This is a genomic window from Haemophilus parainfluenzae (assembly GCF_036288925.1).
GTDB lineage: Bacteria > Pseudomonadota > Gammaproteobacteria > Enterobacterales > Pasteurellaceae > Haemophilus_D.
The window spans coordinates 2,015,566-2,028,677 of record NZ_CP127167.1; the positions used below are offsets into that span (position 1 = coordinate 2,015,566).

Genomic DNA, 13,112 nt, shown 5'->3' on the forward strand with positions numbered 1-13,112 from the left:
CTTTAGTTTTCAACTTTTCGCCATAAATCCTTACTGTAAATGACGCCCACCGGATTTTTCTTCGCCCCCATAATAGTTGGAGAAAGATAAACTGGCGTGGTGTATTGAAAAAGCGGTAAAGTAAGGTTTTCCTGTTGAATCTTCTCACTTAATTTTAAGTAAATTTCTGACCGCTCTTTTTCATTTAAGCTTGTCAATGCTTGCTCAAAAAGTTGGTCATATTCCGCATTGGCATAGCCATTTTTATTATCAGGACTTTTAGAATAGAACAAACCCAAGAATGCCATCGGATGATTAAAATCCGCACACCAACCAGAACGAATGACTTGGAAATCACCTTTTTGACGTTTAGCCTGTAATGTTTGCCAATTGACTGGTTGTGCATCCACACGCAACATATCTGATTGCGTTAATTGCCCGACTAAACGTTGCGCGATATTTACATGCAATGGCGTCTCATCATAAAGCACATTTAAGTGTAGCGGATGTCTTTCATTAATTTTATTTTGAGCCAATAGCTGCTCGGCAACAACGGGCTCCCATCTTGAATCTTGTCCATTTAACATGGCTTTCGGTAAAAAATACGAACTCGGAATTGCCGCAGGAATCTCATTATTCACGATATTGGTGACAGAGACCAACGAAGCTATCGCCTTACGCACATCGGCCTTAGCAACTTTAGGATCGTTGAGATTAAATTCATAAAAATAACTACAAAGCTGTGGGAAATGTTGAAGGTCCGCGTGCACTTCTGGTACATCAACCACCACATCAAAGTCAGACAATTTAGTGGCGATAAAAGGCAAATATTCTACCCGCTCAAAAGCCACATTATTTTTCTGCCAATAATAGGGGTTTTTAATCAAATGTATACCTTGTTGGTTTTCACTTTGCAACATATAGGCGCCATTTGTTACTGCAACTACATTTGGATTTTTATATTGAGGCACAAGGCTGATATGTGCCACCATTTCCGGTAAATAAGGCGTGGCTTTATCCAGTTCAATACGTAAAGTGCGGTCATTTTCCGCATAAATTCCCAAGCTCTTAAAAGGTTTATTTTTCTCTAAAATACCTTTCGCATTTTTTAAATTGAGATAAGCTAAATAAGATCTTAAAGGACTATTTGATTGGGATAACGCTTGCCAAGAAAGCATGACATCTTGGGCAACTAAAGGATCACCATTTGACCAACGAAGCCCTTCACGCAAGGTAAAGATCCAGGTTTTATTGTCTTTTGTTTGCCAACTTTCTGCGATACCCGGCACGATTTTTCCCTCTGGATCATAAGCCGTTAAGCCTTCATACAAATCACGCAATAAGCTCTCTTGTTCTGGATAACGAACAAACCAAGGCTCAAAAGAAGGGGGATGAGTAAACGCCCGAGTCAGTAATGTACGATTCGATTTTGAAGTATTCTCTTGTTTGATAGACTGGCTTTGTGTTGGTTGCTCATCCGTTTCTGTGTTTATCGATTTCTGGCTGTTTAATTTATCACAACCACTCAATCCAAAAACGACACCGAAAATAACCGCACTTTTAAGCCAAGTCAGGAAAGAATTATCCATTTTCAACGTCTTCTGTTTTAATCCAAAAGAAAAAGAACCAATATTTTACCGCAATTAAAATGGCAATGATCGTTCGACCCACAACGCTTGGGGTAAAATAAAAGCCAATTAAAAGCATTGTGGTTGAAAACGTTAGAATAGAAATTTTTGCTTTTTTCGTCAATGCACGACGTTCATTAAAGGATTTTAGGTGTTTTTGATAAAGCTTAGTGCCTAAAAACCATTGTTCTAAACGAGAAGAACCTTTCGCAAAAGAATAAAGTGTAAGCAGTAAAAAAGGTGTGGTTGGAAGAATAGGTAAAAAAATACCAATAACACCTAATATTAAAGAAATGCAACCAAGAACAATATACATGACTTTGGTTAAAGAAGTCTTTGAGAAAAACTTAAGTGAAACAACACCTATAACGATCGCAAGAGCAATGATGCCAGAAAAAATGATAATAGAAAAAAAGGAAGTGCCGTCCATCATAAACCCTAAATAAAAGTGATACGCAATTATCACTGATTTTTTAGATTTTTCAACCTTGATATTATAGAATTTGTCGCAATTTACTAAAGAAACTATTAGCAAAAGGAATATTTATGTCTAATCCATTACTTCATATTGAAGGCTTACCTCCGTTTTCTCAAATCAAACCGGAACATATTCAACCGGCAATTCAAAAACTCATCGAAGAAAATCGTCAAGCCATTGAACAAGTTCTAAAACAACCGCACTTTATTTGGGAAAACTTTATTGAACCGCTTTCTGAAGCAGGCGAGTACTTAAGTCGTGCTTGGTCACCCATCTCCCATTTAAATTCAGTTAAAAACAGCCCTGAATTACGTGATGCGTACCAAGCCTGCTTACCACTACTCTCTGAATACAGCACTTGGGTAGGCCAACACAAAGGCTTATACAACGCTTATTTAGCCTTAAAGAATAGTCCTGAATTTGCGACTTACTCCGTCGCGCAAAAGAAAGCCATTGAAAATGCACTACGTGATTTTGAGCTTTCAGGTATCGGTTTATCCGAAGAAAAACAAAAACGTTATGGTGAGATTGTCGCGCGTTTATCTGAATTAAGCTCACAATTTAGTAATAATGTACTCGATGCCACCATGGGCTGGGAAAAAGTTATTGAAGATGAAAGTGAATTAGCGGGTCTTCCTGAATCCGCATTACTTGCGGCAAAACAATCTGCAGAAAGTAAAGGTTTAAAAGGCTATCGTTTTACGTTAGAAATCCCAAGTTATTTGCCAATCATGACCTATTGTGAAAATGCAGCATTACGCGAAGAAATGTATCGTGCTTATACGACTCGCGCTTCTGATCAAGGTCCAAATGCTGGTAAATGGGATAATACGGCGATCATTGAAGAAATCATGACGTTACGCGTGGAGCTAGCTAAATTGCTAGGTTTTAATACCTATACTGAACGCTCACTTGCGACCAAAATGGCAGAAAATCCACAACAAGTGTTAGATTTCTTAAATAACCTTGCAGATCGTTCAAAAGCACAAGGTGAGAAAGAATTAGCTGAACTCAAAGCTTATTGTGAAAAAGAATTTGGCGTCACTGAACTCGCCCCTTGGGATATCAGTTTCTATTCTGAAAAACAAAAACAACATTTATATGCGATCAATGATGAAGAACTTCGTCCTTATTTCCCTGAAGATCGCGTTATTTCGGGCTTATTTGAATTAATTAAACGTATTTTTAATATTCGTGCAGTTGAACGTTTTGGTGTAGATACTTGGCACAAAGATGTGCGTTTCTTTGATTTAATTGATGAAACCGATGAAGTACGAGGCAGTTTCTATCTCGATCTTTATGCACGCGAAAATAAACGTGGCGGCGCATGGATGGATGATTGTATCGGCAGAAAACGCAATGCCGACGGTTCAATTCAAAAACCGGTTGCCTATTTAACGTGTAACTTCAACGCGCCTATTGGGGATAAACCTGCGCTATTCACCCATGATGAAGTCACGACTCTATTCCACGAGTTTGGTCATGGTATTCACCATATGCTTACCAAAGTTGATGTGCCGGATGTTGCGGGTATCAATGGTGTACCTTGGGATGCGGTAGAGCTTCCAAGTCAATTTATGGAAAACTGGTGTTGGGAAAAAGAAGCCCTTGATTTTATTTCGGGTCACTTTGAAACGCACGAACCATTGCCAGAAGAAAAATTAAATCAACTTCTGAAAGCGAAAAACTACCAAGCAGCGATGTTTGTGTTACGTCAGCTTGAATTTGGCTTGTTTGATTTTACCCTTCATCATACTTTTGAAGTGGGTAAAGCTAACCAAGTGCTTGATACCTTAAAAGCAGTGAAAGATAAAGTTGCCGTGATTAAAGGTGTTGAATGGGCAAGAGCACCACATAGCTTTAGCCATATCTTTGCTGGCGGTTACGCAGCAGGTTATTACAGCTATTTATGGGCTGAAGTGTTATCTGCAGATGCCTTCTCTCGCTTTGAAGAAGAAGGAATTTTCAATCCAGTTACGGGTAAATCCTTCTTAGATGAAATTCTCACTCGCGGCGGCTCTGAAGAACCAATGGTATTATTCAAACGCTTCCGTGGGCGTAAACCTCAACTAGACGCATTGCTTCGCCATAAAGGCATTGCGAACTAATAACTAAAAAAGAGCGGTCAAATTTTTGACCGTTTTTTATTTTCCAATATGTAGAAAATAAAAAAGCCCTCGGTAATCCGAAGGCTTTTATTTTTACTATCGTAATAAAAATTAGCGACGTAAACCTAAACGAGCGATAGTGCTTTGGTATAAAGCAAGATCAGTACGTTTTAAGTAGTCTAAAAGTTTACGACGACGAGAAACCATACGTAATAAACCACGACGACCATGGTGGTCTTTTTTGTGCTCAGCGAAGTGAGCTTGTAAGTGGTTGATTTGTGCAGTTAATAATGCGATTTGAACTTCAGAAGAACCAGTATCTTTCGCATCGCGACCAAATTCAGCAACGATTGCTGCTTTTTTTTCAGTACTTAGAGACATTTTTTACTCCTAAAAGGTAGTGTTATTAATACATCATTCGCCGATCTCTAACTCAGCGATGACAAGGAACCTGAATTTTAACGATTGAAGCCAATAAAAGCAAGGAATTATTACGCTGTTCCCCCTAAATGTTTAATCATTTTTAAATCCATTCTTACGAATAATCTCTTGCGCATGCTTGCTCAATAAAAATTGATAAAATCGTTGCGTCAATTCGGTAATTCAATCTGATAGAACAAGTGATAAAACGTTTGTACTTCTTTTGCAAATTCAGCAATAGGTTTACCGCTGGCTAAATGAGAGACCCAACGTACTCCAAGCAAACGGTTCACACTAGGTGGCGAATCTAACCAACCAAATGGATTATTCGGAATTAAAAAAACGTGTCCATTTTTGACCGCACTTAATTGTTGCCATTGCGGATTATCTTTTAAGGTTTGCAAAAACTCAGGATATTGGCTAAAAATCACATCAGGATTCCATAATAAAAGTTGCTCCATCGAAACCTGTGTGAGCCCTTTATGATCGCCTTCTACCACGTTTTTTAAACCGACTATTTCAATGGCTTCCGTATGAATGGAGCCTTTTTGTCCTGTTTGTAAGCCATCTGCACTACGAGCTAAATAGAAGGTTTTGGTAAATTTAGAGGCGTTTTCGACCGCTTGTTTAAGCGTTTCTTCCGCATACTTAGCCTGAGGTTTAGTTAAGTTCTCTACCCCTAATACTTTGCCTAAATAACGTAAGGTAGTCGGTGTTTCGCTGAGTTTGCCATCTAACAATAAATAAGGCACGCCCGTTTGCTCAAAGGTGCGCTTTGCTTGATCGATATAGTTTGGCGTAACATTACCCACATCAATAATTAAATTCGGTTGTAATGCCACAATTTTCTCTGGCGAGAGCGTGCTGCCTTTTCCAGCTATTTTCCCTAAGGTTGGTAAAGTTTGTTGCACTGCAGGAAACAGTTTTCCGCGTTTTTCCATATTAAATCCTGCCAATCCAAGCAATTTATTCGGTGCACTTGAAAGCAATAATACATCGGCTGGATTGCCCGCACTTAATACTTTTTCAATTTTAGCAGGCTGAGGCAATTCCCCTGCCAAATAAGATACTTCCTCGGTTGCTAATGCTGCGGTTCCTACACAGACTGAAAGTACAATGGTTATCCATTTTTTCATGTTTTCTCCCTCTTTTAGCCATTCAACTGATACAACTTAATTTTAACGCTATATATTTTTTAACATAACAGATAAATTTTGTTAGAATAACATCGTTATATTTTCAATTATATAATATTTATTATTCATAGCTAAAGGTGAAAAAATGAAATGGGATGTGATTTATAAGTTTTGCTTGCTTTGCATACTCATTGCAGGATTAGCAGGGATATTGTTCAGCGGCTTAGGGATTTACTTCCAGTGGCCCATTCAAGGCATCTTTCAGTTGCATTTAGGTTCTGCTTTACTGTTTATTTTGGGTGTGGCTTTACACGTCTTCAATCGTAAAAATAAAGCGGTCAAAATTGTTCAACAATTTAACGATTTAGTGACACATAGTCGCTATCCCACCTATTGCAATTTAGACCGTTTGATCATGACGTTTGAGCACTTTTCAATTCTACAAATTGCGGAGCAACTTCAACTTACCCCTTCGATTTTACTCACTGAATTAGCTAACGGAAAAATAAACTTCAGCGATTCTAACCGCACTTTACGAGAAAATTTCCCCCATCATAATGATGAGAAAATTTTCGCCGCGATCACTATTGCATTGAAGTTACGTTTCAACCCCAACCCAAAACCGACCGCGCTTTTGCCTTACAAGCCGACTTTAGTAGAAACAGTATCCTTTGGCAGGATTGCGACCGTATCGGTCAAGCCCCCGCCACGCGCAGGGCGGCGATTAGGGCGGCCATGGCGGCGGTTTTATGACGGTTTTGCGGGTAATACAGATACATCGGCGGGTAAGTGATGGCGGTTTGGGGGAGGATTTCCACCAGTTTGCCCGCCTCAAGTGCAGCTTGCACCCAGCTTTGCGGCAGCCACGCCACCGCCAGTCCGTCCAACGCCGCTTGTTTCACCAGCAGGGTGGAATTAAACACCAGGCTTTCGGGCACGCGGATTTTCACCAACTGCTTGTTTTCCATAAATTCCCATTCGCTCAGGCGGTATTCGGGGTTAAAGGAAATCACGGCGCAGCGATGTTTTGCCAATTCCTTCAAAGCCTTAGGCGCGCCGAAGCGAGCAAGATAAACAGGCGACGCTACCAGCGCCATTTGGTTGGGCGCGGAAATCGGCACCGCCACCATATCGCCCGCCACGTCTTTACCCGAGCGCACGCCGAAATCAAACCGCTCCGCCACGATGTCGCAATAGCGGTTGTTGATAAAAATCTCCAGCTCCATATCGGGATTGTCCGCAAAAAAACCGCTTAATCTGGGGTAAATCAGCTCGTAGGCGGGGCGTTCGGGGCAGTTAATGCGGATTTTGCCGCGCATTTCGTGGGTGAAATCCACCAAGGCACCCAACTCCTGCTGAATGCCGCTAAACAGCGGCGCAATGCGTTCGAGCAGCTGCTGCCCCGCTTCGGTGGTGGATACGGCTCTGGTGGTGCGGTTTAACAACTTGATTTTCAGACGGCCTTCCAAATCGCTAATCCGGTGGCTCAAGGCGGAAGGCTGCACGTTTAACGCCTGCGCCGCTTTGCTGAAACTGCCGAGTTTTGCCACCTGCACAAAGGCGTAGAGGTCGTTGAATTGTTTGTTGTCGTTCATCGCTGCTGCTCCATTGGTGAAATTTTCTCACTAGCGTATAGCAATTTATCTGTCTTATCAAATAAATTCATCGGCTTATAATAATACGCCTGATCAACGTTCGACAAACAAGATAGAAACCCGATGAAACGCAATATAATGAAAGGCTTGAAAGCCACATTCTTAACCGCAACGCTCGCTACAATCTTAGGAGGCAACGCCATGGCAGCAGATTACCGCAATAACCCGTTCACCTTAACTTACGACGGCGCCATCACTGAAAACGTGCAAGGCAAAGTGAATATCCACCCTGTGAAATACACCCAAAAACAAACCGGCATCGAAGTGGTGGCCAACGTTTACACACCGGTCAACTACGACGCCAAGAAAAAATACCCGACCATCGTGGTTGCCCACCCGAACGGCGGCGTGAAAGAACAAGTGGCCGGCCTGTACGCGCAGCGTTTGGCAGAGCAAGGCTATCTCACCATCGCCTTTGACGCAGCCTACCAAGGCGGCAGCGGCGGCACACCGCGCTACACCGATAAACCGCAAAACCGTATCGAAGACATCCGCTCGGCGGCGGACTTTATCAGCCAATATCCGGGCGCGGACGCCAGCCGCTTGGGCGTACTCGGCATTTGTGGCGGGGGCGGCTACACCATCAAAGCGGTGCAAACCGACAAACGCTTTAAAGCGGTGGCAACGCTAAGTATGTTCAACTCCGGCGACGTGCGAAGAAACGGTTTTATGCGCAGCCAAAAAGACACTATTCAAGAGCGTTTGGCAGACATCGCCAAAGTGCGCACCGAAGAAGCTGCGGGCGGCCCGATTCAATACACACCGGCTTTCGGTCAAAACATGACCGACGAACAAGTCGCCGCGCTGCCCTTCGAGCTGTACCGTCAAGGCTACCAATATTACGGCCAAACCCACGCTCACCCGAATTCGCAAACCAACAGCACCGTGGACAGTTTGCAGGATTTGATGGAGTTTGACGTCAACGCCAACGTGGATTTGATTAACCAACCGCTCTTGATGATGGCAGGCGACAAAGCCGACACCTTATACATGACCGAAGAAGTGTTCGCCAACGCCACCGGCACCAAAAACAAAGAGCTGTACAAAATCAAAGGCGCCACCCATATGGAAACCTATTGGAAACAGCCCTATGTGGATCAAATCAGCAGCAAACTCACCGAATTTTTCGGCGCGAATTTGAAATAACACCGGTAAAGTGCGGTCGGAATTTTGAAAATTTTTCTCACCGCAAAAACGAACAATGCCGTCTGAAAATAAATTTTTCAGACGGCATTTTATTGGTGAGAATTTTTCACAGAGCCATTGCGATTTATGCGGATTATCAAACCAATTCAACAGGTTTACACTATGTTCAAGCCATTAAGGAGAATAAGATGAAGCATTCAAAATTGACCCGCCTCCGTTTTGTGCAAGGCGGTTTGGCGCTGCTGGCAGCAGGCGGACTGAATCTCAAAGCAAGCGCCGCAGGCAAAAGCGATACGCTGGTGGTGTACCTTTCCCGCACCGGCAACAACAAAGCCTTGGCGCAGTTTGTCGCCCAAAGCACGGGGGCGGATTTGGCCGCCATCGAAACCGCCGAACCTTATCCGCAAAATTATGCGCAAATGCGCGACCAAGCGGCACAAGAAATTGCAGACGGTGTGTTGCCACCGCTGAAAAACATGCCGAACATCGAGCCTTACCGCCGTATCGTCATCGTGTTCCCTACTTGGGCGATGCGCCTGCCCGCACCGGTGAAGAGTTTTTTAATCGGGCGCAACCTACGCGGCAAAACCATTCTGCCGCTCAACACCAATGCCGGTTACGGCGTGGGCAGCGGCTTTGAGGAAATCAAACTGCTGGCAGCAGGCGCGGACGTGCGCCTGGGTTTGTCGCTCAAAGGCGGCAACGAACGCGACGGCATTCTTTTGGTGATGAAAGGCAATGCCCTGACGCAGGCACAAAACCAAATCCGTCCGTGGCTGGCAAAAAATTAAGAAGCAAATAAAATGAAAACCAGAATTTTAGGCAAAGATTTAACTGTGTCCGCCATCGGGCTGGGCATTATGGGTATGGATCACGCTTACGGCAAGGCGGCAGATCGCGGCGAGATGATTGAGCTTATCCGCCATTCCATCGCGTTGGGCGGAAATTTTTTTGACACCGCGCCCATTTACGGCAAGGCCAATGAAATGCTACTGGGCGAAGCGGTGAAAGGCATGCGCCATCAAGCGGTGATCGCCACCAAATTCGGCATTGTGGGGCAAACTCATTCCGCCAGCGGCGTGGAGAATGTGCTGGACAGCCGCCCCGAATCCATCCGCAAGCAAGTGGACGAATCATTACGCAATCTGCAAACCGACTACATCGACCTGTATTACCAGCACCGCATTGACCCGAATGTACCCGCCGAGGCTGTGGCGGAAGTAATGGGCGAATTGATTAAGGCAGGCAAAATCCGTCATTGGGGCGTGTCCAACGCGCCGATTGAGTATATGGCCGCCGCCCACGCCGTTACGCCCATTACCGCCACGGAGAACCAATATTCCATGGTGTTCCGCGCTCCCGAAAAAGCATTGTTTGCTTTTTGCGAAGCCAACCATATCGGCTTTGTGGCATACAGCCCACTGGGGAACGGCTTTTTAAGCGGCCGTTTTAATGCGCAGACCCAGTACGCCAAAGGCGATTTCCGCCGCATGATGAAGCGTTTTTCGGCGGATGTGATGACGAAAAACCAGCCTGTGTTGGACTTGCTGCACGAGCTCGCCGCCGCCAAATCCGCCACCGCCGCGCAAATCGTGTTGGCGTGGGAACTGGCGCAACGGGATTTCATCGTGCCGATCCCGGGGACGACCAAACAATCCCGTCTGCAAGAAAATTTGGGCGCGATGGCGGTTGAATTAAGTACCGATGAAGTGGCGCGTATCAATCAAAAATTAGATGCCATGCACATCGACGAAACGCATTTTTAACGGTCTAATACCATGAAAATTTTACAAAAACTGACCGCACTTTGCATGGCATTATCCAGCCTGACAGCGGTTGCGGAGGATAAAATGTCAACCACTTACACACCAGTCAATCAACAAACCCTACAAGTGGCAGACGCTGCCCATTTTAGCGGCAACGCCGAGTTTGCCCGCCTACCTATAATGCCATCAAACGGCGATGTTGCGCCCGCTATTGTGCATTTTGCCCCCAATGCGTTGACGGATTGGCACAGCCACAGCCAAGGGCAGTATTTGATCGTAACCGACGGCACGGGGCGTTTCCAAGAATGGGGCAAGCCCGTGCAAACCATTCAAAAAGGCGATGTAGTGTGGATTGCGCCCGATGTCAAACACTGGCACGGCGCGGGCAAATTCACGGCGATGAGCCATATCGCCATCAGTCCCGTCAAAGACAATCGCGTAACTTGGCTGGAAAAAGTAAGCCCTGAGGCAGATAAAAGCGCGGTCAAAAATTCAAAAGTTTTTGACGGTATATTCACCGCCAAACAGCGCAGTATCGTCCCGCTCGCCGTCGCCGCTACGATTGGCGACCAAGCAGGCGTAAAAACTGCCGCCGAAAATGCACTGGCAGCAGGCTTGACGGTGAGCGAACTCAAGGAAGCTGTGTCGCACCAGTTTGCCTATATCGGCGCACCAAAAACCCTCAACGCCTTGACCACGCTCAAAGCCCTACTTGACGAACGCACCGCCCAAGGCATCAAAGACCCGCAAGGCAAACCCGCCACGGATTTGGGCAAAGTAGATTATTACGCGCTCGGCACGCAAAAAATGGCGCAGCTTACCCAAGCGGCGACTTCCCGCCCGATTTTTGATTTCGCTCCGGCGGTGGATTACGCCCTCAAAGCCGAACTGTTCGGCTACCAGTTCGCCCGCGATAATTTGGGCGATGTAGAGCGCGAACTCGCCACCCTCGGCTCGCTGCTCGCCTTCGGCGAAAGCGTCAACGGACAACTGCGCTCGCATTTAAGCGTGCTGAAAAATTTGGGCTTAAGCGAGTAAGGCTTGGCGCAGATTGAGCGGCAAATCAGCCCGGCGCAAGCGGCGAATATGCAAAGCGTGTGGGCAAGCGTGAAAGGCTGAAAGCGCGGTCGGTTTTGAGCAAATTTTAAGACCGTCTGCCCCCCTTGTCAGACGGCCTTTATTCTTGAAAATTTCTCACAACATCATACTGATTTTACAGAATTAACATTCTAACCCATTCCGCTATAATGTCCCTAATCCAATCAAACACAAGGACAATCAAGATGAAAAAATCCGCATTTTTTACCGCACTTTCGCTGGCGGCAGCCACGGCAACCGCCGCGCCGTTAAGCATTGAAAGCCAAGGCAGTTTTGCTGTGGGCGGTACGGTGAAAACCAGTCAAGGCCACTACAACCCACGCCCTGAAATTACCCAAAATAAAACGGCTAACGACTTTATGGCGGTGTTCAACGCCAATATGCAAAATGGCGGGCAGACCCTGCACGGCGATCACGCAACGGTGTGGTATCAAATCCCGACGGTTGCCAAAGCCTTGCCGCTGGTGTTTTTGCACGGCGCGGGGCAGTCAATGCGCACGTGGCAGACCACGCCTGACGGTCGTGAGGGCTGGAACAATATTTTCTTACGCAAAAATTACCCCGTTTTCCTCGTAGATCAACCGCGCCGAGGCTGGTCGGGACGTTCCACTGTGGACGGTGCGATTACTGCCACGCCCGACGATCAATTTTGGTTCGCCCAATTCCGTATGGGCGAATACCCGAAATTTTTTAAGGGCGTCGCTTTCCCGCAAGATGCCGCCAGCCTGAACCAATTTTTCCGCCAAATGACCCCGAACACCGGCGCCTTTGACGTAGGCGTGATTTCAGACAGCCTCAAAGCCCTGTTTGAGCGCGTGGGCGACGGCATGCTCGTTACCCATTCGCAAGGCGGCATCGCAGGTTGGTTTGCGGGCATCAAAGCGTCTGACAAAATCAAAGGGATTGCCGCCATTGAGCCGGGCAACTTCCCCTTCCCCGAAGGCGAAGTACCGCCCACCATCACCAGCGCATTCGGCGATATTGTTCCCGCCAAGATAAGTGCGGCGGATTTTGAAAAACTCACCAAAATGCCGATTATCATCTATTTTGGCGATAATATCAGTGATAAACCGTCCAAAATCCAAGGCGAAGACCAATGGAGCATCCGTCTCGCCCTCGCCCGCCAATGGGCGGATGTGGTGAACAAACATGGAGGCGATGTCAAAGTGGTGCATTTGCCAGAAGTGGGCATTCACGGCAACACCCATTTTATGATGCAGGATTTGAATAATGCCGAGGTTGCCGAGCATTTGGCGGGTTGGTTGCAAGAAAAGGGGCTGAATAAATAACAAAATGCCGTCTGAAATTTTCAGACGGCATTTCGTATCTCAAAAACTTTCTAAAATCCTACCGCGCTTTTTAGAAAATCGCTTTATTCGGGGAGTCGGCTTTTTCCCTTTGAGTATAAGGCATCGGGATGTGGGTCAGCATATATTGGCGCATGGCAATCGGAACATGGCCGTTATTATTTAGATGGTGGTGAAACCGTGAAACTCTCTGGTTTTGGAAATAGCAATGCGAAATTGATCTATGAACCTGTTTCAGGGTTAAGTTTAGAAGCGGGTGTATCGAACCTCTTTGATAAAAACTACTACTATCAAGCTGGCTACCCAGAAGAAGGACGCATTTATTTCGGCAATATCCGATATAAATTCTAAAATAAAAAACGGGCAACTTGTAAAACAGGTTGCCCGTCGT

11 protein-coding genes and 2 pseudogenes are annotated in these 13,112 nt (G+C 45.6%); 8 read left to right on the forward strand and 5 right to left on the reverse strand.

Translation table 11 applies throughout. The features are described from left to right. Positions 1–2: 2 nt before the first annotated feature. Positions 3–1,568 carry a peptide ABC transporter substrate-binding protein gene (locus QQS40_RS10155; RefSeq protein ID WP_329505140.1) on the reverse strand — a complete coding sequence of 522 codons (1,566 nt, stop codon included), beginning with the start codon at positions 1,566–1,568 and terminating at the stop codon, positions 3–5. Further along, a complete protein-coding gene (locus QQS40_RS10160) occupies positions 1,561–1,923 on the reverse strand; it encodes a YbaN family protein (protein ID WP_049357633.1) in 363 nt (120 codons plus the stop codon). The genes QQS40_RS10155 and QQS40_RS10160 overlap by 8 nt, the downstream gene beginning before the upstream one ends. A gap of 230 nt (positions 1,924–2,153) precedes the next feature. On the opposite strand from QQS40_RS10160, the gene prlC reads away from it, so the two are divergent. Next, entirely contained in the window at positions 2,154–4,193 is a 2,040-nt protein-coding gene (gene prlC / locus QQS40_RS10165; protein WP_329505143.1) for an oligopeptidase A, read from the forward strand. 111 nt (positions 4,194–4,304) lie between these two features. On the opposite strand, the gene rpsO is transcribed toward prlC, so the two are convergent. Beyond that, a complete protein-coding gene (gene rpsO / locus QQS40_RS10170; RefSeq protein WP_005628925.1) occupies positions 4,305–4,574 on the reverse strand; it encodes a 30S ribosomal protein S15 in 270 nt (89 codons plus the stop codon). A 209-nt stretch (positions 4,575–4,783) separates the two neighbouring features. After that, positions 4,784–5,749 carry an iron ABC transporter substrate-binding protein gene (locus tag QQS40_RS10175; protein WP_329505145.1) on the reverse strand — a complete coding sequence of 322 codons (966 nt, stop codon included), beginning with the start codon at positions 5,747–5,749 and terminating at the stop codon, positions 4,784–4,786. A 145-nt stretch (positions 5,750–5,894) separates the two neighbouring features. Between QQS40_RS10175 and QQS40_RS10180 the strand changes: the two are divergent. Then, positions 5,895–6,371: pseudogene (locus tag QQS40_RS10180) on the forward strand (hypothetical protein); the annotation flags it as partial. Positions 6,372–6,444: 73 nt separating this feature from the next. Here QQS40_RS10180 and QQS40_RS10185 read toward each other — a convergent pair. Then, positions 6,445–7,344: a LysR family transcriptional regulator gene (locus QQS40_RS10185; protein WP_329505147.1), complete on the reverse strand. Its 900-nt coding sequence runs from the start codon at positions 7,342–7,344 to the stop codon at positions 6,445–6,447. A gap of 138 nt (positions 7,345–7,482) precedes the next feature. Between QQS40_RS10185 and QQS40_RS10190 the strand changes: the two genes are divergently transcribed. From QQS40_RS10190 to QQS40_RS10215, 6 genes and pseudogenes are all read left to right on the forward strand, one after another. Further along, positions 7,483–8,550 (forward strand): alpha/beta hydrolase, encoded by a 1,068-nt coding sequence (locus tag QQS40_RS10190; RefSeq protein WP_420485552.1) that lies wholly within the window; start codon positions 7,483–7,485, stop codon positions 8,548–8,550. Further along, positions 8,481–9,341, forward strand: coding sequence for a flavodoxin (locus QQS40_RS10195; RefSeq protein WP_329505151.1), 861 nt, complete (start codon positions 8,481–8,483; stop codon positions 9,339–9,341). The genes QQS40_RS10190 and QQS40_RS10195 overlap by 70 nt, the downstream gene beginning before the upstream one ends. Positions 9,342–9,353: 12 nt before the next feature. After that, positions 9,354–10,316, forward strand: coding sequence for an aldo/keto reductase (locus QQS40_RS10200; protein WP_329505153.1), 963 nt, complete (start codon positions 9,354–9,356; stop codon positions 10,314–10,316). A gap of 12 nt (positions 10,317–10,328) precedes the next feature. After that, complete coding sequence (locus tag QQS40_RS10205) at positions 10,329–11,354, forward strand: cupin domain-containing carboxymuconolactone decarboxylase family protein (RefSeq protein ID WP_329505155.1); 1,026 nt, start codon at positions 10,329–10,331, stop codon at positions 11,352–11,354. A 245-nt stretch (positions 11,355–11,599) separates the two neighbouring features. Further along, positions 11,600–12,703: an alpha/beta hydrolase gene (locus QQS40_RS10210; RefSeq protein ID WP_329505157.1), complete on the forward strand. Its 1,104-nt coding sequence runs from the start codon at positions 11,600–11,602 to the stop codon at positions 12,701–12,703. Between the two features lie 156 nt (positions 12,704–12,859). Beyond that, positions 12,860–13,072 (forward strand): annotated as a pseudogene (locus tag QQS40_RS10215) (TonB-dependent receptor); the annotation flags it as partial. Positions 13,073–13,112: the final 40 nt, after the last annotated feature.